We start from the raw sequence: 22,091 nt of genomic DNA, 5'->3' as shown, positions 1-22,091 counted from the left end.
AGCCTTTAATTTTATTTACCATAAATATAGTTATTTTCTATTTAATTTGCTCATTTTGTCTATAAATTTATAATCCCATCTCTCTGATCCGATCTGGGTTATCAACAGTTCTTTGAATTGTCGGCGCTCCAGTCTACTAGAAAAAATCCGCTTGGGGACCAATATAAATTTATGATTAGGCAGTAATATATAAAAGGCAGTCAGCGTATTAATGACCCCCTTTACTTCATCCCAGTTGTAACCCGCAGAGTACGTAAAATGAAGACCCTCCTTTGAAAACTCATAATCTTTTTCAATAGGCCATTGTGGGTGATTTAGGTAGTTAGCTTTCACTTCTTTAATAGTAAAGAAAGGAATAATTACAAAAACTAAGAATGGAAAGAAGAACATCGCTATCGTATTAGGATCTACTTCATTATCTACTATAAGCTTGTATGTAGCCATAATGACCAACAGAAACTGGATTGATGCCATCAACTTAAGCCCAGTAGACTTCTGATACTTCAAACAAAAATTAAATAACATGATATCTTTCAATGTTAGCCTGTACGTGTACAGTAATGTCTCTGATTGTTGCATATCGTAACTCCTCTCCCTACCCTCTCAAAACAACACGACTACTAATGGATGTTTTTTTCATTTACTATTTCTCCCTCTAAAACTAGTACTTTAATCTTTTTCGAATATTCAATTAAATTACCTTGGATATGTATTTTATCTATTTAATATATCGGAATTCAGAAAAAAATGGTAAACAAAAAAATCCACAGACCTCTCCAGCTAGTGAGTTTACAGTTTACAGTTTCCACCTGCCGCTCACCTGTTCTAGAAAAAAAGACTGTAGATTTTATGGGTACTCCTAAACACGTTATTATCGTTCACTGCTCAAGATCTAGTTATAATCCTCCCAATAGCGATACTCCATTTCATTCTCACCTTTGGTGACGATGATCATGTTCTCAATATGTCCAGTTTCTTTATTCGTTCGGTAGATCATGGTACGGGTTTCGCCCTCATCGGGTACAGAGAAAAGTACTTTGTCACTGAGCATGCCGCCACCAATGCCGACGACGTGTTCCCCCCAGCCGGAGGCTGCGCCAGTACCGATGCCCGAACTTCCCCCACTAACACCAGCCCCGCGCGACAAAATAAGACCTATTCCATATCCGGTGACGGTCTGGGCCGTTTTACCTAGAGCATGCTCTCCGGCTGATTGGGTATGCTTTTGGACCCAGTAATCGTATTTATCCGTATTTTGCTCATAACTCACAACATTCCCTTTTTTATCTATAGATATATCCGTTTTGCTTCCGTCTTTACCTGTCAGTTCAGTGACGGCGACAAGGGAATCGGATGTGATCTTGGAGGTCTCTCCTGTATTGTAATCTGTACGGGTAACGGAGTCCTCATATTGCAGCTGCAGGACATTCATCTGGTCGTGAATTTTCTGCATAACCTGCTTGTCGCCGATGGCCTCGGCGTTTTTCAGTAGTTCCTCATATTGATGATATTTAACCGCGTCTGCCTGCTCCCATTCGTCTATGTTTTTGGGCTGCTTGGCAATTTCACCACCATGATCTCCAGCCTCTCCACTGCCTGCCAGCGCTGCGCTAGCGCTCATTGCCGCAGCTAGGGCTGTCCAGAAGCCACGTGTGCTTTCACCATCCGCATTTCTAAATTTCGAAGCGATGCTTTTCAGCTCAATTTCAATGGATTGAACCTTATTTAATATAGAAGATAGTGTATATTTAGCCGTTCGATAGTCATTATAAAAACGATTCCTCTCCATACCATCCCACTGGCTGTGAAGGTGGTTCATTGTGCTATCCAGGCCATTTAACTGGTTATACAGTGTGCCGTGGGCATTGGCAAATTGGGAGGCCACGCTGTCCAGCTGCTCCGGTGTGACTTGGATTTTTGTCATGGTGATCACATCCCATCTATGAAAATAGGAGATAGAAATTATATTTTACAGTAAGCCTTATTTCATATTGTAAGCTATAGAGGTCGGACATTCATGAGGATTTATACGTATTTGTGTATTCAGAAGCAGTTCCTTTGATATAATGAATCCATATGAGTTCATTTCGACAAATACATTATTGAAAGTCAGGTGTAAGGACATGTCAGACAAAAAAATTATCTTTTTCGATATCGACGGTACATTGCTGGACGATGACAAGAAAATGCCGTTAACGGCAGAAAAGGCCGTCTTTGCTTTGAAAGAGCTGGGACATGAGGTGGCCATTGCAACAGGCCGTGCACCTTTTATGTTCAAAGATATCCGCGAGCAGTTGGAAATTGACTCCTACGTCAGCTTTAATGGGCAATATGTCGTGCTCCGCGGGGAAGTGGTCGCTACCAATCCGTTGAACAGAGAAGCCTTGCAAACGATGACCGATCTGGCCCTCACACATAATCATGCCCTTGTATATATGGATCATATGGACATGAAGGCCAATATTCCTAACGATGAGCTTGTAGAGAAATCGGTCCAAACGCTTAAGGCCAAGATTTCAGTTGGATACGATCCGCTCTATTTCCAAGGAAGAGATATTTATCAGACGCTGTTGATGTGTACAGCAGAAGAAGAGCCTTTCTATGAAACGGTATTCAAGGCGTTTGACTTTGTGCGCTGGCATCCGAGTTCTGTGGACGTTGTTCCTCATGCTGGCTCCAAAGCGAAGGGTATTCGCGAAATTACGTCCAGACTGGGCATTGCCGCTGAAAATCAATACGCCTTTGGCGATGGCTTAAATGATGTGGAGATGCTGACAGCTATACATAACAGCGTCGCGATGGGCAACGGCTGTGATGAAGCCAAAGCCGCAGCTAAAATGGTCACAAAACGCGCAGATGAAGACGGTATTTTGTACGGACTGCAAAAGCTTGGTTTGTTAAGCTAACAGAATTGCTGATAGACTGGACATGTTTCGGGAAAAATAAAGTCTGTTTAAAGACTTACATATGAGAAAATAGGAGGTTGTCCTTAAATATGGAGACGGAAGGCTTACGCAATGTCGAACAGCTAGCCATGAAGAAGTACAAAATTTACAAGCAGAGCCTACTCCGGTATTTGGCACGTTCCATGCTGGCGAGTATGTTCATCGGGTTCGGCGTTATTGTAGCCTTCAAGACGGGCAACTTTTTTTACATGGAGCATTCTCCATTCACTTATCCCATGGCGGCGCTCACATTCGGAGCGGCTATCATTCTGATCGCTTACGGCGGCGGGGATTTGTTTACAGGTAACACCTTCTATTACACTTATGCTGCGCTCCGTAAAAAGCTACGCTGGGGACAGGTGCTTCGATTATGGGCTGCCAGCTATGGCGGTAATTTGCTGGGTGCGGGGGTATTTGCACTCCTTATTTACTTGACCGGTCTGTTTGACTCCTCCAGCGTGAACAGCTTTCTACTGAGCGTGGTTGAGCATAAAATGGAAGCGCCTGCAATGCAGCTATTCTTCCGAGCTATTTTGTGTAATTGGCTGGTCTGTCTTGCCTTTTTTGTTCCCATGTTTATGAAGGAAAATGGTGCAAAGATGTTTGCCATGATGCTGTTTGTGTTCTGCTTTTTCATTTCGGGATATGAGCATAGTGTGGCTAATATGTGTACTTTCGCCATTGCGCTCGTGCTGGACCATCCGGGTACAGTTTCTGTCGCTGGCGTGATCCATAATCTCGTTCCGGTTACGCTCGGAAATCTGGTTGGCGGCGTGCTGCTTATGGGGGTTATGTACTATTCGGTGAATCTCCCGTTTTTGGACGAGAAAGAACACTAAAAAAAGAAGCCGTGGGACTTAGGTTCCACGGCTTCTTTGCGTTATTTTAGTAATAGATCATCCAGTGTTTACAAGTTTCTTGCCTTTTATCCTTCTTGAGCAGGAAAATGGATAAACTCCTCCAACTCCTTGAACAGCTTCTTGGGATTAACATTGTCAGGTACAACCAGAGTTAGCGGCTCATCCAGCTTCAGCACGTACATGCCTAAAATGGATTTGGCATCTGCCATGCCGCTTTTGCCATGAATCCAGATGTCATACGTATAATTGGATACGATTTGATTGATTTTTTCAATATCCTTAACGTCTTTTACCTTGATGGGTGTCATCATTGCACAGCACTCCCCTGCATTGAATTGAGGCTTACGAAACAAGCCTTAACATCACTTTACCCCATATGAAGCCTGTTGCAAAATCTTAATTTAGAAAATGACATGCGGCGCAGAGCTGATTTTCCAGTAGCTGCCGACCTTTTCAAAATTCACGGTGATTTTCTCATTCGCTTGCTTGGTTTCTGCCGGATAAGGCACGGTCAGCAGGTAGCTGCGCTTCACCGGAGTCATGGTTACCATTTTCGCCGTAGCCCGGTTGAACTCTAACAAATTGCCACCATCTGCGTTCAACTGAGCTAATCTGCCATTAACTTCGACGAAAAATTTACCGACAAATTGCTCACTCGCCTGCTTTGTGTAGGCCTGCGTCAGATAGCTGATCAATTTGGTCTTCGTGCCGATGTCCTCGGACAGATAGTGGTAGCTTTTACCGTTCAACTGGAACGACTTACCCACCGGGCTACCACCACTGATTGCATATTGATAACGAGACTGCGCCTCCAACACAAGCGGAACCGCACTCTCGTGGTTCAGCTTGTCCAGTTGCGTCGGTTTCACGTTGGTAGCCGCTGCTGCTGGCGCCGCAGTGGACGGCTGTTGCGGCTTAGACGGCTTCACAGTCGAAGGTACGATCGGAGCAGCCGCGGGTGCTACCGATGTAGATGGACGCTGTGCTGGTGCAGACGGAGCTACTGGTGTAGCGGCTTTGGCAGAACCTGCGGCTGCAGCCGGGGGCGAGCTTGCTGGAGCCGACGGCGCTTGCGCCGGGGCTGGAGTCGTAGCCGGTGCAGACGCTGCTGGTGCTGGCACCTGAGCCGGGGCGGATGCGGCCGGATTGGCAACGCTCGGCTGCGTCGCTTCCGCTGGAGCCGTCACAGCGGGCGCGGCAGCAGCGGCCTGTGCCACGCTCATAAGTGTGGCCGCAATGCATAGTGCTGATAGCTTCGTATTTAATTTCATACTTATATACACCTCCATAATCATATGTCTGCATAAACTGCAGACATTTCTATTATAAGAATTTCGCTTCTCGATTGGGTTGCTAAATTGTTTCTATTTGCCTTTTTTTGTTCATTCTGCACGAAGTTTGTCCGTATTTGCCGGGGACGGTTGTTCTGACTGTTTCACTTGCTTTGCCTCCATCTCTTCCAAAGATAGCGATAATTGCTTAACAGATCGGTCCAGCTCTTCTAATCTGCGACTCAAAGTGACGAGGATGTATTTTAACAGAATCAGACTTAATGCAGCAGGGAATCCAACATTAGTTACGAGCTCAATTATGCCTTCAGTCGTTAAAGAACTCACAGATTCCGCCTCCTTTTTCATACATATATTCCACCAATAAGAACTAATGTTCCCGTTTTTATAGAAAGCATACGTTATCTCTTGGGCTCTCATGACAAAAAGAGCTCCAATTAGCTTGGAGCCCTCTCTGTTTTTGTTCATTCTATTTGCTTTCAAACCACTGTCTAACGACATATCAAGGAGTATATATATTCGGCTGCTGGAGCTTGGGCATCCCTTCTCCCAGATAAAACCCGGTGTGCGGCGGCTGATTATAAGCTACGTTCTGCCAGGCAACACTCAAGCGATACACTGGATCATGCATAAGCGTGTAAAATCGATGTTCTGACTCGTATGGTGTTGTGTAGATACGCAGCGCTGAATTATCACTTTTACGCCAAATGACTTCCTCACGCCAGTCACCGAACAGATCGGCCTGCAAGGACGGCGTTCCTTTGGTTCCGTTATTGGAACTCGTTCCTGTTGCCGTAAGCAAGTTGGAAGTAGTCGAGTTCGTATAGTTCCACTTGTCTATCTTTCCAGCGCTTGATGAGGTATGATCCAGCAGTTCACGCAGGAGATCCCCATCCCACCAGATGCCAAAATTAATGGAAGACGGTAGCGTGTTGGTGATGAGCTGTCCCTTGGCTGAACGCAATCCAATACCCGGTGCCCACTGCTCGTTCCCTTTGGTCCGCGGGTCAATGTCTGCTGACATGCCTCTTCCAGTATCCTTGCCTGTATTTACGCCCCATAAAATATTTCCATTACGCGGATCGTACATGGCAGCTCCGTAGGTGGCATTTTTGTCCTCGTTCACCTTGAACACTTCATAGCCCGAACGGTCGGGGTCCAGATCGCCAACATGAAGTGCATCTCCATGTCCCATCCCCGTGTTAGCCAGCTTCGCTCCATTATCGTCTACAACCAGCGAGCCATACACGATCTCATCCTTATCATCTCCATCCACATCTGCCACGCTCAAACTGTGGTTCCCCTGTCCAGCAGTTCCAGCATTGGTGGAGCTGTTGCTGTCAAAGGTCCAGCGTCGGCTCAGGTTACCATTCCGCCAATCATATGCGACCAGAACGGTGCGAGTGTAATACCCACGTGCCATCACTATGCTGGGTCTCACGCCATCCAGATAAGCAACCCCGGCGAGAAAACGATCTACACGGTTACCATAATTATCTCCCCAGCTCGATACCGTTCCGCGTGGTGGCACATAGTCAATGGTACTAAGAGCCTTGCCTGTATTTCCTGAGAACACGGTCAGAAACTCGGGTCCGTTCAAAATATATCCACTCGTGTTTCGATGATCAGCCGAAGCGTCCCCAATCTTTACACCTGTACCATCTACCGTGCCGTCTGCTGTTTTACATACGATCTCTGCTTTGCCGTCTCCGTCAAAATCATAGACGAGAAATTGCGTATAGTGGGCTCCAGCCCGTATGTTCCGTCCCAGGTCGATCCGCCATTTGCGCGTTCCATCCAGTTCGTAGCCATCCAAAAATACATTTCCCGTATAACCGGATTGCGAATTATCCTTGGCATTGGAAGGGTCCCATTTTAACACAATCTCATACTCGCCATCCCCATCGAGATCCCCTACGCTGGCATCATTGGCATGGTACGTGTAGCTCACATTATCCGGAGTTGTGCCTCCCGCGGGCTGCTGGATCGGAACATCCAGATAGTTGTTGTTCCATACCTTCACCGCAGGAGAAGCGGCCTGCTCTGCTCCATTGACCACGGCACGAACGGTATACGAAGATGAGGTCGAACCTGCCTTGTCCAAAAAGTTGGTTCTCGATGGTATCGGCGCATCATTCACCTTGCTTGTCCCTCTGTACAAATTAAAGCCGACCGAATCCGCTTCCGTGCCCAGCAAGCGCCAGCTCACCAGTACACCCTCAGGCACCTTAACAGCGACGGCTCCCCGGTTCAGCTTTTCCATTTGTCTCGTAGAGGCAGCAGAGACCTGGCTATCCATCGGGGTAACCACTCCACACAACATGACACCGAGACAGAGCAACGCAGTATACCGAAACCTTTTGTTCATCTGAATCATTAGCTCCTTTCATAGTTTGTATTTTCAATAAATTTATTTTATGTGACTGATAAGTTATTGTTGTTTAAATTCTATGACAGCGCTTACATCGATGTAAAGGGACGAATACGTCCTTTTTGTTCAAAAATCCGGGCTAATGCTTTAAAAATCAGAGGTCCATGAATAATCGTTCTTCATCCGCAATGCTCTGGATATCCTCCGAGCTGATGCTAATATACTGATAGCCCTCTGCCTGTTGTTTTTTCAATGCAAGTTCCTTCATAAAACGTGGGCTGCCCTCTCCGGCATCCTCATCGTAAACAAGCAATAAACCGTCTGTTTTGCGGAAAAGAAGTTCATCCCGTGCCCTAAGTTGCCATATCCCCTGATAAGGCTGGCGGCTGACTACTCCTACATAGTCAACTTCGGCACAAATCTGCTGAAAATATTCCTTTTTGTCCTCCTTCCATTTTTCGTCCATATTTTGATAAGCCATCATAATAGAGCATTTGAGGTGGGGATATTGCTGTTTTAGTGCAGTAACGACCTCACAGGCCCACAAGTCCACCCCATATTGGCCTGGGGTAATCACCCATTCCAGCCCTTCTTCAATCAGGGGAATAAGCCTGCCTGCAATCGCCTTTTTAATATATGGAATGCCTTCGTGCTTCTGACTGAAAATATTCAGCTCATGGGCACGATAGCCCGAAACGAGCAAGTTTTTCATCTTCTCAACGTCCTTCTCCGATTATCATAAAGGTTATTGTACCACTTCAGAGCAGGCCACTAAACACTTCATTTTTTGGTGGAACGATTGGAATATAACACAAAAAAAACGAACCTCTGCCATATAGGCTAAACAAGGTTCGTCTTTTGGAAACTTGGTGTAAATCAGAATTGCTTTTTTGGTGCTTAATGAATTCCTATTACCTCCGCACATCACTCCTCGGACGAGTTCGCGCGCCGATCTTGAATTCTAACATTGCTACTAAATATACCGGCATCACTACTTAGCTTGAACGACGGGTAACTAGGGTCTGCCTCAAGCCGCATTCTGCTATCGAACTGCTGTTCCTGCTGCTGATCTACCCAAAAAGAATAAGGCTCAGACTGTACTGCTTTATCAGTTGCATTGGGCGCGGTGACAACCAAAATGACGAGTACGCCATTGCATCCACAATCCTCGGTGTCATAAAACAGCTTGAACATTCCCGGTCGTCCTGAAAGGGCCATTTCTAGCCTTTCAACGGATAAGGAATCCAATTCCAAATGTATGCTCATGAGATGAATCCTCTCCTTTGTGAGTAAAGTGTGTGGAACCGTCAGCCCCAAAAAGACTAAATTTAAACTATATGTACATTATAGTCATGTTTTTGTATATGTCTATGTGACTGCACTCACTGCTATAAATGATCTCTTTTATCATTACCTCTTTGTACATAAAAAGGTGTAACCCTCCATAGTTGATGGGTTACACCTTTTTAAGAATTCATGACCTGTCTTCAAAAAACAGGCGATCGCAGACAAACATACCGTTTATGGTGTATGAATGCCGACAAATTGAAAGGTCCCTTTCGGGAACGCATTCCACTCATCTGGCTGATTATAGGCAGACGATCCATAGGATATTCCTGACTTGCGGACGAACGTTCCTCCTTGTGGAGTAAACTGTTCATGTGAATTTGGATTTCCTAATACATCCACCACTTGTCCTTGGTATTTTAAAACGTATGCAACAGTGTTAAATTCGTTCGGGTTGTAGAAATCGCCCTCATCATTGAAATACCAAGCATTCGTAATATCCATGAAATCATAGAAAATAGTGTCGATGATTATATAGGGCATGGCAGGATAAACCGGATTAATCGGTAGAGTGGTAACTTTCATTTGGTTTGTTTTCTTCATCCATTGATGAAACTCCAGTGAGTAACCGTCTGCCCGATGGGAAGGATCTCCATTCCCGTTATAATACAATTGCAAAACAATTCTTCCATCCCCGCCATCCACATATTGCGAGAAATATACAGCAGGCGCTTGCTGTGGTTCCTGTTGGACCTGAAATACGACAGCTCTTCCATCCGCTCCTACCACCCATACCAGTAAAGGTTCGGGGGAAAGGGGAATGGAGGTGCCCATGAGTTCTACAGGACCGATGAATGTCGATGATGGCGTTCCTCTATATACCAGGAATTTAGATTGTCCTGGGAAATAACTGGACAGATCCACGGTTCTGTGCGGCAAGCCGTATTTAACCCCTATCGGAGTGATCCCGCCGGAAACCAGTTCGGCATTGCGTGTATTCAACGTGTATTGCACAGAACCTCCCCGACCATCCGTGGCTGTAACGGTAACAGCGGCAAGACCGCTACCTGTTCCAGAAGCCACCGTTAAGATACTGCCATTAATTGATGCACTCACCAATGTCGGATCACTGGAGCTGACCGTAAACTGAAGCACATCTCCATCCTCATCGCTGAACAGCTGTTGCAAATCATAATCTCTTTGCTGTGTAACTCCGGGAGTCAATACCTGCTCGTTTATAGCCGCTACGACTTGAGGAGCTTGATTTAGCTGAGGCATGCTGACGGTAACCGGGAACGTCGCTCCCTCTGCACGTCCGTACTGATCATACACACTGAGTGTTACACTCGTGGCCCCTACACTTACTGGGTTTAACTGTAGTTTCTGACCATTCATATGGGCCGTAGCAATTCCTGGATCATACGTGTCTGCTGTCACTGACAGGGATGCTAGATCCCAGTTCAATAAGAACGGTGAGAGATCCAGTTCTGATGCAGCATCTCCCAATTGGAGCAACTGCTCAGGGATCGCTGTAATAACCGCATTTTCCAATAGATGAACCTGTAGGTCTGCGCTAATCTCTCCGCCTCTATCGTCTTTAGCCGTGATGGTAATCACGGTATTGCCGCTAGTCAACCCATGAATGACAAGCTGATCATTTTGAACTGTAGCATCTGCCACGGCTGGATCAGACGAACTGATTTCATAACGAATCGGGTCATGGTCCGGGTCAGCAAAGATGGTGGACAGATCCACAGTTCCGTCAGCCTTGCCTAAAATCAGATGTACAGCGTCTGGTGCACGGGTTACTACCGGGCTACTGTTAGGTATGGGCAAAACCGTTACAATCAAGGTAACTGTATCTGTTCCACCCTTGCTGTCGTCTGCCGTCAAGGTAATACTTACACTCCCCGCTTGCAGCGACTGCAAAGAAAGCTGAGCTCTCATTATGGTAGTCTGCACGATGGAAGCATCCGAACTGATCGCTGTGAACACCAGTGGGTCGCCATCTGCATCCGTAAATATTGTTGAAAGATCCAGTGTCATATCCGGCTGGCCCAATGTGACGGTTAACGGCTGAGGGGCTTGTCCATGTGGAGCATGGTTAGGAGCGCCCTGAACCGTTAGCTTGAAATCAATCTGCTTTTGGCCTGTGCTGCCATCCTCTCCTTGCTGTCCGTCATTGGCAGTGACATGAACGCTCGTACTGCCCGCTCGAAGCGGACTCAGACGCAATTCATCCTCCGCAAGCACCACCGACGCTACAGCAGGATCATCAACTGTAACCTGATACGTTAAGCTTGCATTTTCCGGGTCCTGAACATAATCATTCAAATGCAGTACCGAGTCCGATTGTCCCACAGTAAGCGCCTGATCTGGTATACCTGCAGATACTGGCTGGCCATTCACGGTGATTTTGAAGGTAGACGACACCCTTTTTCCCCGTCCATCATTAGCCGATACACTGATGGATGCTTTTCCGACACTGACTGGCGTAAGCTTTAATGTATTGCCCGATACGGACGCCCGTACGATGCCGGATTGAAGAGAAGCTGCCGAAAAGGTCAAGGTATCCCCATCAGGATCGGTAAAGAATTGGCGTAAATCGTACAACTGTTCACCAGCGCCTTCTGTGACTACACGCTCTACTGAAGCATTCACGACTTCCGGTGAACGGTTAGCGCTGCTGGATGAACCAGATGAGCTTCCAGAAGATGAGGACGTACCTGTTACACTTGCCGCAGCTAGACCCGTAACAGCGTTGGAAGCTACTCCGGTACCCAGTGTGACCGCAGAAACCTGTACATTTCCACTCACATTTACCTTAGCTGCCGGGTTGCTGACTTGAATATTTTCAATACTGCCTGTCGTTTTCAATTCCAAGGCACCCGTCCCTGTGACAGTCAGCTGTTGGATTGTACTATTACCTGTCATCTCGACGGACTGGCTGCCATTTACCTGAACGGTCTGAACCGTTCCCTGAAGATTGACTTTGTTCGCCCCTTCATTAACATTCAGCTGCGGCAAGGAAGCATTCGCGCTAACCTCAATGCTTGCGCTGGATTGGACGTTCATGATCGTCGCGCTTGCGGTACCACTAAGTACAACGTGAACTTCTGGCTTTGTGACATCCATTTGCGTCAACGTTGAGCTATCAAATACAACTGTATTGTTATCTCCGCCATTAATATGGGTCTGTCCCTGCACCTGTACATCCTGTGCATAAAAATCCTGCTGTACCCGGGCATCCACCGTTAACTGCTGTTCCACATTCAAGTGCAGTACGGATGTAAAATCACCAGCGATCACCAAATCTCCGTTTAGCGTGGAGCCGTGTCCGTTCAGCACAATGTTGCCACTGAACTCCGCTTCGCCGTCACGAGCCGAAGTCCCGCTGCTGCGAAGCTCCAACCAAGTCACCTTGTCCACCGTCCGGCCTGTGGCATGGAAACGAATGCCCGCGTTGCGCAGCGCGGTCTGATTATCCGCGTGAAAAATGCCGCGCAGCGGCTCTGCCACGTCATACGCGATGCCATTGATCCGTATCTGCTTGCCGTCCATTTCCTCGAGCTGCGAAGCACGCTCCTGTGGAAACAAAGCAGATACGAGTAGGCTGGCCGCATCTACGCGGCTTACCGAGTCTTTGGCGTGTAGATTTCCGCCAAATTCACTCATCAGCCCGTTATTCAGCGCCGCCCGAATCATCGGGGCCGCCCACGGGCTGGCGTCCTTCCACGCCGTCGGCAGCGTCTGTGCCGACGGCGAGTCGGTTGTGCTAGCGGGCGTGCCCGCAGACGTCCCCGTCCCAGCGGACCTGACCAACAGCGCGACCAGTTCCTGGGCGCTGATCAGGTCATTCGGACGGAAGCGTCCGTTGGCGTCGCCCTGCATCAGCCCGGCCTTACGGGCTGCCTCTATAGCCGGGCGCCCCCAACTATCGGCGGGCACGTCCGTGAAGGAGGCAGCGCCGTCCAGGTTGCCCGTCGGAAGCTGCAACGCTTTGACCAGCAGTGCGGCTAGCTCCTGACGTGTGAGCTTCTGCCCAGGTCGGAGCGTTCCGGCGGGGTCGCCTTGGATAATCCCGAGTTCACGGGCTTTTTGCAGTTGTTCCAATTGCTGTGTTGTAAGCTGCTGTACGTCCGTCCAGGTGGCAGTATTGTTCCCTGTCGGCCCATTGGCTACGGAAGCCGCATCTATCACGGTAGCTTGCTCTGCTCCGGCAGGAAGCGAGGGGCTCAGCAGCAGCAATGCAGCTGCCAGCTGAGCGGTTAACTTCTTATTTTTCATGGTGTCATTCTCTCCCTACCGATAAAGTCACCTAAATTAACAGGGGAGTTCGTCCCCTCAACATTCCATTCGCCAGCTTGATATGGATCTGTATTACCAATGACCGTACCACTGTTCCGTCCCAAGGCCTGCCCTTGACCAATAACTGCCATATCAATGAGCACGTTGTTGTAGTACAGCTTAAGCGTAACGGGTTCCGAATTGTTATGTTGTAACTGCAGGAAGGTATAATACCAATCTTCCGATCCGAACGAACTCAAATCATTCGCAATTACAAAGGTTTGCCCAGGCATAATGACATCTCCGTCATTGGCATTTATGATAATCGGGTCTGGTTGGTCGGATCGCTCAATCCAGATTTTATTTTTCTCCAACGGTCTGTTGGTCGGATTGTACAATTCAATCGCCTGGTCCAGATAATCCGGTTCGCCTTGCCACACGACTTCGGAAATGAACAAATCTCTTTTCTCAACAATCACTGGAATCGTAAAAGATGTCGTTTCACCACGATTATCATTTGCTGTCATCGTAAGGAACGTCACACCATTACGCAACGGTTGTATGAAAAGTGTATTCCCTTCTACCTGCCCCCCTGCCACCAATGGATCAGAAGACACCACAGTATAGGTCAACGTGTCGCCATCCTCATCAGAGAACATATCATTCAGCTGCAATATTTGCTGACCATCTCCCGGGTCCAAATATTGAGGTTCAGGCACACGGGTCACTACCGGACGATGATTTACGGGTTGAGGAGCTTCAACTTGGAGCATAAATGAAGTGAAAGAAACGCCCCCACGGCCATCATTCGCCGAAATCTCAATCATCGTAATACCAGCGTTATGCAGTGCTACAAATGAATCTTCTCCATTCTCCACCACACTGCCTACTTGGGGATTGGAGGAAGTGAGGGTATACGTCAAGGTGTCGCCATCCTGGTCCATAAATAACGAACCTGGATACAGCATCAGCTTGTCCTGTAACACATTAGTAACTACGATAGGTAAATGAGGCAAAGCCACAGGTATGTGATTCTCAGGCTGCGGATCAGGCAAAGGCGCATTCACCATAGCAGCTAACTGAAGCGAGGCTGTGCCTCCCTTGCCGTCATGGGCTGTTATCGTCATTAGACTAGTGCCAGCTTGAAGCGGCGTAAGTATAAGCTGATCGCCTGTAACTTCTCCTGTGGCCACTTCTGGCGAAGCCGATTCCACCGTGTAGGTCAGTGCATCGCCATCCTCGTCATTAAACAAGTCAGACAGACTAATCTGCTTGCCACCTTCATTTAAGAGCAAAGGAATGTCATTTAGGCTGTTGCTCGCGACAGGACTATGATTAATGTCCTCCTCATAAGTAGAGCTGGTCACTGTATAGTTGAAAAACACGCTCGCTTTGCCGCCTTTTCCATCCTCTGCCGTAACAAATACCTGTGTGCTTCCTACTGATTTAGGTTTTAAAGTAAGCTGTTTATTTGCCACTTCTGCTTCTGCTACATATACATCCGAAGTGACCGCATGATACGACAACTCATCCTGATCGGCATCGTAAAACACATTTTTCAAATCCACTAGCGTATCTCCGGAACCCATAATGGCATATTGATCGGAAGGAACTATAGCTGAGACAGGTACATGATTAGGTGTTGGTATTGGTGTTGGCGTTGGATTCGTTGTAGAACTGCCACCGCCACCACCGGATGAACTTTTTTTAGTGCTTGTTGAGGATGTATCCGAAGATGCATCCAACGTGGTATCACGTATAATTTGAGTCTCTGTTCCCCGCTCCGCAAGACGGGTCTGTACAGTCTGTATCCCATTGGCGAGACGTACCTGTGTATCGGCAAAATTCAGTTTAAGCTGCTGCCATACACCACTTCCCTGGATCTGAATAGGCTCATGCGTATCTACGATCATTTCGTTTACGTCTGCATGAATCTCTACATTTTTGGCGCCCTGCATCAAGGTTACCTGAGGTAACGTAGCTCCTTGAATTCGCACAAAATCCGCTGCAATAGCTAACTTGCCTTTAAATTCTGACCCTTTGCTATATAAAGTCACCGGATGTTGGGCCGTACCACTTTGCACAATTTGAAGCGCCGACAGATCAGCTACGTTTCGGTTCGATGCCTGATAGGTCAGGGTAGCCCCTTGAAGCGCCGGCACATTGTCCGCTCCGAACAGTTGCTTCAATTGCTGGCCGATCAAATAGGGCTTTCCATCCATATAAGCGATATCCCCGTCGATACGAGAAAGGATTCCCGTCCGTTCACCCGATTGGAACACATTCACCAGAAAGGCTGCGATATCTTGACGTTTTACCTGTACTTTAGAGTCAAACCGATTATCCGGCGTATCCATTAACCCCAGTTTGAGAGCTGCTTCTACGTTGTTTTTGGCCCATGAACTCACCTGATCCCCATCAGAAATGTCTTGAACATCTCCGCCTTGAACATGGGTTCCTCCAATCGCTCTCACCAGAATTGCTGCCAATTCCTCACGGCTCACCGCAGCATTCGGGCGGAAAGCACCTGATTCATCTCCGGTCATTAGACCTGCCGCACGCACAGCTTCTATATAAGAAGCGGCCCAACTCCCCTGCGTATCCTTAAAAGTTACTGCTTGCTCCGTAGCGTCAAGCTTAAGTGCATTAGCCAGCAAAGCTGCCATTTCCTTGCGCGTTAACGGTTGATCTGGGCGGAAGGAACCATCTGGATAACCCGTGATTAGTCCTTGCTTCACAGCCTCCTGCACCGCCTGTAATGCCTGGGATGACATAGTGGATTGATCTGTAAAAGAGACTGTACTGGTTTTAGTCACAATCGCAGACGTCTCCCGTTTCGTTTCCGCATGAACAAGCTGGGGCCCCCATGCCATACCTGCCAGCAACGTCACCATCAGCACTTTTTGCCATTCTTTATTTGTTTCTTGATTCATCAGACTCTCCCCCGTAAACGGTTCATTCTTGTTATTAGTGAAAAGATCTTATCATCCGCCTCTGAACCAATTCTGAACAATATTAAAATTTTATTTTTTTCGCAGTCTGGATTTTGTAGCAAATGAAAAAAGAGCGCTCAGCCAGATGGGCTAAGCGCTCTAAAACTTCTATAAAACGTTGATGTACAGACCGTGTCAGAAAGCCGTAGGATTCCATTGAAAGGTAGCCGCGGACTTAGATGGAAGGGTAGATTTGAAAACCTTATTTCCCTGCCGAACCTTAAATGTCTTTGTGTTCTCTCCTGTATTGGCGGCAATCAGGACAAGCGTACCGTCCGGATTGCAGTAGGCGACCGTTTCGATACTTCCACTATAATGTGTAGAATCAATACGTACCGCACCTGGACGGACAAATTTGCTGGCGTGCCCAATCGCATAGTACTCCACATTTTTCGTAACTGCACCGCTTAACGGGTCGATGGTCACTACACCTCTACAGTTGGTGCACCCCCCATTGGTCGGCCCCCCGGACGGGTCAAGTGCGATATTCCAAAAGAGGACATTTTGCGACCAGTTTCGGGGTGCACCAATGATCAGCTTGGACATATCCCAGCTCAAATCATCTCCAAAGCCCGGACTCCACGCTCCCCCACTACATTCTGTCATATATACAGGCTTATCTGGAAAAGCATGATGCACATCTTTCATCGCCGTAGGTTCTCCTTTGTAGCAATGAAAGGCTGTTCCATGCGTATAGTTTCGAGCTTGTTCATCTCCTAACACGGTCTTGGCATATTCACTCCCTGTATCCCAGTTATGGTCAAAGGCAATAATCTGAGTAGATAAATGGTTTCGATTTAGGGTTGGGCCCAGATATTGTTTAATAAAATTCGCCTGTTCTGCTGCCCCCATACTCATGCTGGGATACTTGGACGTCGTGAATTCTGGCTCATTTTGAATGGAAATCGCCTGAATCGGAATCCCTTCGTTCGCATAAGCCTGTAGGTAACGAACAAAATAGTTAGCATAAGCCTGGTAGATGCGCGGATCGGTATAGTCCAAATACCAGCCGTTATAAATCTGCTCCCCATATTTCATCCAGGGTGGAGCTGTCCACGGGGTCCCCATAATCTTTAAATCCTGGTTTCTTCTCAAGATTTGCTTCAGCACGTCGATTACATCCCGATCCTTAGCGATGGAGAAATGATTCAGCTCATAGTCCTTGCCTGTTGCCACATCGTCATAGGTATAGCTGCCAGGCTGCCCCTGTTCATCTACGGAATAATCCGATGCTCCAATGGTATGGCGAATATAACTGAGTTGAATGCCACTGGCTGTAAACAAATCATTTAGCAGCTGATCACGCTGATTGGCAGACATGCCATGATTCATCAGGTAAGCGGACGAACCGGACACCGCTGCGCCAAACCCTTCCATCGTCTGGTAACGAATATCTGGCTTAATCTCAATCGTCAGTGTATCCGCATTCGCAGCCTTTTCTTTACTGCTATCCTTATCATTCTTATCCCAACGGATCGGGGCTTGTTGGGTTAGACGATTCGCCGGATCGGGTGTTGTTAGCCACATGTTGACATTATTTTCTGCTTTCGGCCCCGGAACATTCCGTATAGCCATACTGGCCAGGACCGCACAGATCAAAATGGCTACTACAGCTATAAGCAGCCAGATGTCAGTACGTCGTTGCTTTTGGAGTTTCTTCATCTAATATCCTCCTCTCCCCATCACTAGCCTGTCCCCACTCTCTCTACTATTTCAGCTTTCACTTGGGTTTCCCTTTGCATACCTGTTGGACGTTTACATACCGATAGCAAAAAGAGAGCCGGTGCTTGTGCCCGTGCTCTCTTGAATATAACCATTTTAAAACAAATGTAACGGGATTTACTTTTTTGCCTTTGCTGTAGAGGTAGCCGGAATCGTAACACTTCCTGTTAGTCGTAAATCCTGAGAGGAACTGCCCACATAAATGGGCACTTCCCCCGCCGGCATAACCCATGCTTTGGACTTTTCATCCCAATAAGAGAAAGCTTTCGGGTCGAGCTCAATGCGAACCTTCTTCTCTTGACCCGGCTTTAATTCTACCTTGGACCAGCCTGCCAGTTGACGGGATGGAGTCTCTACGTTTGTCGGAAGCTTACCGCTGTACACTTGTACAACCTCAGCTCCGGCTGTTTTGCCGGTGTTCTTCAATTTGAGCGAAACTTCGACGGAACTCATACGATCGGATTTTTTTCCACTCGCATGCTGTTTGGTTTTCAGATCGCTATATCCGAATGTCGTATAGGATAAACCGTGTCCAAAGGAGAACGCCGGTTGAATACCCGATTTCTCATACCCACGATAGCCTACAAAAATACCATCTGAATAGTCACCTATACCGTTCACACCCGGAAACTTCTCAGGTGAGGATACAGGTGTAGACTGCTCGTTAACCGGGAAGGTTACCGGCAACTTGCCCGAAGGATTTACATCTCCAAATAAGACGCGCGCTATAGCATTCCCTTGCTCTTGTCCAGCAAACCATGCTTGTACGATGGAAGGGACTTTGTCCTGCCATGTATCCATTTGCACGGCTCTGCCGCTCATTTGTACGACAATGGTTTTCGGATTTACAGCCGCAACCGCACGGATCAGCCGATCCTGATTATTCGGGAGCTCCATATCGGAACGCTCAACATATCCCTCACTCTCATACGTGCGCGTAACAACAATCGCAACATCTGATTTTTTCGCCAATTTCACAGCGTTGTCAATCAGCTTATCTGACGTATCTGCCGGAGGTTCCCAGCCCAGACGAACCATACCACCGGAATCCCGACCATTGGTCGGATAATCAGCGCGGTATTCAATACGTATCTTGTGCTTTTCACCCGCTTTAAGGGAGATGTTTTTCTTCGTAGTGCCCAGCTTTTCACCTTGATTATCCACGAAAAGCTTATCGTCGAGATACAGCTTGCTTGATCCCAAACTGGTTAATGACAATGCATAGTCACCATCCTTGGGAGCTGCAATTGCCCCTGTCCAGCGTGCAGATATCAAGCCGTTCAGTGTCGTTGGTGTATTTGGAACTTTAGGGGACTTCGCATTGAAGCCCTGATAATTATAAAATCCAAGGTTCATATTGACTTGGTCATCATTGCGTACAAGAATCGGATTGCCTTCCATCTTGTTATTCTTCCAGTATTCGCCTCGAAGTCCCTGTTCGCCATCTCCATAAGTCGCATATCCAACACTGATATCCTCTTTCTCATCAGATGTAGTCAACAGTGAAGACGGAACAGCAGATGGCCCTGGCATAATGTCTCCTGCAGAGATCGGGTCTGTGCCCGGTGCATATTGGACGGTAACTCCTTTGCCGACACGATTGCGGATGCCCTCTAACGGACTCACGGTATACGTCGGATTCACCAGCGAACTGCCTCCGCCTGCCACAGTGCCGTTATCTGCATCGGGGCCAATCACAGCAATAGACTTGAGTTTATCTTTAGACAATGGCAATGCATTGTTTTTATTTTGAAGCAGTACCATACTTTCCTCAGCCAATTGACGGGCTGTCTTGCCATGGTCATGGGCATCAATTTGGTTATTTTGAGCCGGGTGATCAAATAAACCTTTGCTGAACATTTGCACCAGAATGCGCCCAGCCTTATCATCAATCGTTTTTTCACTTACCTTACCATTCTTGACAGCAGCCAGCAGCTGATCTCCCCATTTTCCATAAGGAGTCCCCGGTGTTTCCAGGTCCAAGCCACTATTTGCCGATTCGACTGTACTCAGGTTCGCGCCGTAATCACTCATCACGAAGCCCTTGAATTGCATTTCCTTTTTCAAGAGATCTGTCATGATGGTCTTGTTCTCACATGCCGATTCGCCATTGACCTTGTTAAAGGAGCACATAGCTCCGCCCAAGTCTGCCTTGGCAATAGCCTCCTGAAACGGACGTATGTAAATTTCATGCAGCGCACGGTCACTGACTTTGACATTTGTTGTGAAACGCTCTGTCTCCTGATTATTCATAAGGTAATGTTTGGCAGTCGCCAGAACAGGATGACTTTGTATACCTTTGACATAAGCGGTCGCCATTTGAGATTGCAGCAGCGGGTCCTCGCCCATAGATTCAAAGTTTCGCGATCCCCATGGAATTCGGGCAATATCCATCCCGGGTCCAAGCACCACATTATGAGTTGTATTAAAAGCCTCGTCTCCGAGCAAATCCCCATACTGTTTGGCAGCTTGGATATCCCACGTTGCAGCCAGCGCAATTGGAGCAGGCAACGCAGTCGATTGCTTGTCCTGCACATCCGGATTAGCGATACGTACACCTGCAGGTCCATCTGCCATCGTCAGCGCCGGAATGCCCAACCGCTCCATCGAATTATTATAGAATCCATAGTAATTGTTGACCTTGCCAGTCACCAAATCTATTTTTTCTTCCAGCGTCATTTCCTGTAGCAGCAGCGCTGTCCGTTTCTCAGCCGACAGGCTCGTGTTCATCCAAGGCCGATCTGTCCGGCTTCCTGCCGCTCCTGCAATATTCATAGGTCCGATCACGACAGCCGCGATCACTGTCATCATCACCATACGGAACAACCATGTTGATTTCACTTTCACGTTTGTAATTCCTCCTTGATGTTAGGTCATGAGGTGAATGCCTATTCAACGCTCACAGGCTTGCAAAGGCTCTCGATCCTGCGAGCTCCGACAAGAATCCAGAGCCACGGGATAAGCAAGCAAGTCAGCAAAAGCCGCAATGGCTCAAGTGACACGTTTACCACCCTACCGCACATTTTCGGAAATTTCATTGAAAGTTTTTGGAAATTCAATACTAGGACCTTCATTCTTTTTCATAAAAAGAGAGCGTTCACAATTCAGTTAACCGATGAATAAATTACACTTTTGTAACTTTTTAATGACGGTTTTTTAACTAATTTAAATCACAAAAAATGATTCATATGTCCCACTCTTGACTTACTCATATGGCGTTACCTAGCGTGCGACCAAAGTCGCTATTTGGGAATTGGAAAGACTTATGTATACAAAAATAACGCTCACAAACAAAAAAATTCCAGAGAACCTGAAAGGTCCCTGGAATGAATATGATTATTCAAACGGATACCGAAGTCCCCACTGTGAACGAATCTGATCCATCAGTTTCATAATTCCTAATGATTCATCTAAAGAAATAGTAGAACTTTCGAGCAAATCTTCGTTCAAGCAACGCCCGACTTCTTCTGCTTCAAAGGCATAGCCTGTAGAGGATCGGTCATCCTGAAAGTGTTGTGCCTCTTCACCGTCCACAACTAAAGTAGCCGATGTGCTGTTTAGGAATGACGGAATGTGAATATAGCCCTTGGTTCCATGGATGTATGCCTCATTCGTCAATCCGAGACGGACTGCCCCGTTAAGCATAGCCGTGCGTCCTTGCCCATAATCCAGCAAGATCGAAAATGTCTCGTCAACGCCTGTCTCCCCGATATGAGCAGTGCTCCATACATGCTCAGGTTCAGGACCGAAGACCATTGAAGCAAAAGAAACCGGATAAATCCCTGCATCTAACAGAGCACCTCCGCCCAGCTCAAGGTTCAAAAGCCGGCCCTCCGGGTTCCAATCTACCCGAAAACCAAATTCTGCCTTAACCAGCTTTACCTCGCCAATGTGTCCCGCATGTATCCACTCCTGCACTTGGCGAATCGGAGGCAAAAAACGTGTCCACATTGCTTCCATCAGGAATAGCTTACGCTCACGTGCAAAGCCGATTAGTTCCTCCAATTCTTTACTATTGACGGTGAAGGGTTTCTCACACAAGACCGCTTTGCCCGCCCGAAGAGCCGTCAGAACATTTTCTTTATGAAAAGGATGAGGAGTCCCTACGTAAATAGCATCTACCTCGGGATCTTGTGCTAATTCCTCATAGCTCCCGTAAGCTCGTGATATTTGATGCTTAGCTGCAAATTCGGTAGCGCTTTCAATAGTACGTGATCCAACGGCATACCCTTCTCCATTCGTAACATGCGCCAAATCCGCCACAAATTGATCTGAGATCCAGCCTGTGCCGACAATTCCCCATTTAATCTTTTTGCTCATACTTGTGTCCCTCCCAG

15 protein-coding genes are annotated in these 22,091 nt (G+C 47.3%); 2 read left to right on the top strand and 13 right to left on the bottom strand.

All coding sequences use genetic code 11. From position 1 onward, the window contains the following. Positions 1 to 30 precede the first annotated feature (30 nt). Together MHH57_RS04740 and MHH57_RS04735 are read right to left on the bottom strand one after the other, a co-directional pair. Positions 31 to 579: a YcxB family protein gene (locus MHH57_RS04740; RefSeq protein ID WP_069012931.1), complete on the bottom strand. Its 549-nt coding sequence runs from the start codon at positions 577 to 579 to the stop codon at positions 31 to 33. A 313-nt stretch (positions 580 to 892) separates the two neighbouring features. After that, positions 893 to 1,924: a WXG100 family type VII secretion target gene (locus MHH57_RS04735; protein WP_318628265.1), complete on the bottom strand. Its 1,032-nt coding sequence runs from the start codon at positions 1,922 to 1,924 to the stop codon at positions 893 to 895. A gap of 199 nt (positions 1,925 to 2,123) precedes the next feature. On the opposite strand from MHH57_RS04735, the gene MHH57_RS04730 reads away from it, so the two are divergent. Together MHH57_RS04730 and MHH57_RS04725 are read left to right on the top strand one after the other, a co-directional pair. Further along, positions 2,124 to 2,906 (top strand): Cof-type HAD-IIB family hydrolase, encoded by a 783-nt coding sequence (locus MHH57_RS04730; RefSeq protein ID WP_029517570.1) that lies wholly within the window; start codon positions 2,124 to 2,126, stop codon positions 2,904 to 2,906. A gap of 89 nt (positions 2,907 to 2,995) precedes the next feature. Further along, positions 2,996 to 3,784: a formate/nitrite transporter family protein gene (locus tag MHH57_RS04725; RefSeq protein ID WP_029517571.1), complete on the top strand. Its 789-nt coding sequence runs from the start codon at positions 2,996 to 2,998 to the stop codon at positions 3,782 to 3,784. Between the two features lie 86 nt (positions 3,785 to 3,870). Here MHH57_RS04725 and MHH57_RS04720 read toward each other — a convergent pair whose 3' ends face one another. The 11 genes from MHH57_RS04720 to MHH57_RS04670 form a co-directional block, all read right to left on the bottom strand. After that, a complete protein-coding gene (locus MHH57_RS04720; protein WP_023987189.1) occupies positions 3,871 to 4,116 on the bottom strand; it encodes an HPr family phosphocarrier protein in 246 nt (81 codons plus the stop codon). Positions 4,117 to 4,206: 90 nt separating this feature from the next. Beyond that, complete coding sequence (locus tag MHH57_RS04715; protein ID WP_342434878.1) at positions 4,207 to 5,076, bottom strand: DL-endopeptidase inhibitor IseA family protein; 870 nt, start codon at positions 5,074 to 5,076, stop codon at positions 4,207 to 4,209. Between the two features lie 111 nt (positions 5,077 to 5,187). Continuing rightward, a complete protein-coding gene (locus tag MHH57_RS04710; protein ID WP_029517573.1) occupies positions 5,188 to 5,421 on the bottom strand; it encodes a hypothetical protein in 234 nt (77 codons plus the stop codon). A 175-nt stretch (positions 5,422 to 5,596) separates the two neighbouring features. Continuing rightward, entirely contained in the window at positions 5,597 to 7,393 is a 1,797-nt protein-coding gene (locus MHH57_RS04705) for a rhamnogalacturonan lyase (protein ID WP_080658627.1), read from the bottom strand. A 226-nt stretch (positions 7,394 to 7,619) separates the two neighbouring features. After that, positions 7,620 to 8,177: a DUF1273 domain-containing protein gene (locus tag MHH57_RS04700; RefSeq protein ID WP_069012927.1), complete on the bottom strand. Its 558-nt coding sequence runs from the start codon at positions 8,175 to 8,177 to the stop codon at positions 7,620 to 7,622. Between the two features lie 212 nt (positions 8,178 to 8,389). After that, positions 8,390 to 8,731: an iron-sulfur cluster biosynthesis family protein gene (locus MHH57_RS04695; RefSeq protein WP_029517576.1), complete on the bottom strand. Its 342-nt coding sequence runs from the start codon at positions 8,729 to 8,731 to the stop codon at positions 8,390 to 8,392. A gap of 255 nt (positions 8,732 to 8,986) precedes the next feature. Continuing rightward, on the bottom strand, positions 8,987 to 13,039 hold the full coding sequence (locus MHH57_RS04690) for an S-layer homology domain-containing protein (RefSeq protein WP_342434877.1): 4,053 nt from the start codon (positions 13,037 to 13,039) through the stop codon (positions 8,987 to 8,989). Continuing rightward, the gene (locus MHH57_RS04685; protein WP_342434876.1) at positions 13,036 to 15,972 is read right to left on the bottom strand and encodes an S-layer homology domain-containing protein; all 2,937 of its coding nucleotides are present in this window, start codon (positions 15,970 to 15,972) and stop codon (positions 13,036 to 13,038) included. Before MHH57_RS04685 ends, MHH57_RS04690 begins: the two co-directional genes overlap by 4 nt. Positions 15,973 to 16,167: 195 nt before the next feature. Beyond that, complete coding sequence (locus MHH57_RS04680; RefSeq protein ID WP_342425697.1) at positions 16,168 to 17,694, bottom strand: glycoside hydrolase family 30 beta sandwich domain-containing protein; 1,527 nt, start codon at positions 17,692 to 17,694, stop codon at positions 16,168 to 16,170. A gap of 177 nt (positions 17,695 to 17,871) precedes the next feature. Beyond that, positions 17,872 to 20,601: a glycoside hydrolase family 3 C-terminal domain-containing protein gene (locus tag MHH57_RS04675; protein ID WP_342434875.1), complete on the bottom strand. Its 2,730-nt coding sequence runs from the start codon at positions 20,599 to 20,601 to the stop codon at positions 17,872 to 17,874. A 489-nt stretch (positions 20,602 to 21,090) separates the two neighbouring features. Beyond that, on the bottom strand, positions 21,091 to 22,074 hold the full coding sequence (locus tag MHH57_RS04670) for a Gfo/Idh/MocA family oxidoreductase (RefSeq protein WP_209949997.1): 984 nt from the start codon (positions 22,072 to 22,074) through the stop codon (positions 21,091 to 21,093). Positions 22,075 to 22,091 lie beyond the last annotated feature (17 nt).

Source organism: Paenibacillus sp. FSL H7-0442, assembly GCF_038593105.1.
GTDB classification, from domain to species: Bacteria; Bacillota; Bacilli; order Paenibacillales; family Paenibacillaceae; genus Paenibacillus; species Paenibacillus polymyxa_D.
Note: the sequence above shows the minus strand (reverse complement) of the source record. Positions and strands in the feature narration are given on the sequence as shown.

Bases quoted from the DNA above. Each gene is read 5' to 3' on its own strand.
- MHH57_RS04740 (WP_069012931.1), bottom strand. From the start codon at position 579: ATGCAACAATCAGAGACATTACTGTACACGTACAGGCTAACATTGAAA.
- MHH57_RS04735 (WP_318628265.1), bottom strand. From the start codon at position 1,924: ATGACAAAAATCCAAGTCACACCGGAGCAGCTGGACAGCGTGGCCTCC.
- MHH57_RS04730 (WP_029517570.1), top strand. From the start codon at position 2,124: ATGTCAGACAAAAAAATTATCTTTTTCGATATCGACGGTACATTGCTG.
- MHH57_RS04725 (WP_029517571.1), top strand. From the start codon at position 2,996: ATGGAGACGGAAGGCTTACGCAATGTCGAACAGCTAGCCATGAAGAAG.
- MHH57_RS04720 (WP_023987189.1), bottom strand. From the start codon at position 4,116: ATGATGACACCCATCAAGGTAAAAGACGTTAAGGATATTGAAAAAATC.
- MHH57_RS04715 (WP_342434878.1), bottom strand. From the start codon at position 5,076: ATGAAATTAAATACGAAGCTATCAGCACTATGCATTGCGGCCACACTT.
- MHH57_RS04705 (WP_080658627.1), bottom strand. From the start codon at position 7,393: ATGGATAGCCAGGTCTCTGCTGCCTCTACGAGACAAATGGAAAAGCTG.
- MHH57_RS04700 (WP_069012927.1), bottom strand. From the start codon at position 8,177: ATGAAAAACTTGCTCGTTTCGGGCTATCGTGCCCATGAGCTGAATATT.
- MHH57_RS04695 (WP_029517576.1), bottom strand. From the start codon at position 8,731: ATGAGCATACATTTGGAATTGGATTCCTTATCCGTTGAAAGGCTAGAA.
- MHH57_RS04690 (WP_342434877.1), bottom strand. From the start codon at position 13,039: ATGAAAAATAAGAAGTTAACCGCTCAGCTGGCAGCTGCATTGCTGCTG.
- MHH57_RS04685 (WP_342434876.1), bottom strand. From the start codon at position 15,972: ATGAATCAAGAAACAAATAAAGAATGGCAAAAAGTGCTGATGGTGACG.
- MHH57_RS04680 (WP_342425697.1), bottom strand. From the start codon at position 17,694: ATGAAGAAACTCCAAAAGCAACGACGTACTGACATCTGGCTGCTTATA.
- MHH57_RS04670 (WP_209949997.1), bottom strand. From the start codon at position 22,074: ATGAGCAAAAAGATTAAATGGGGAATTGTCGGCACAGGCTGGATCTCA.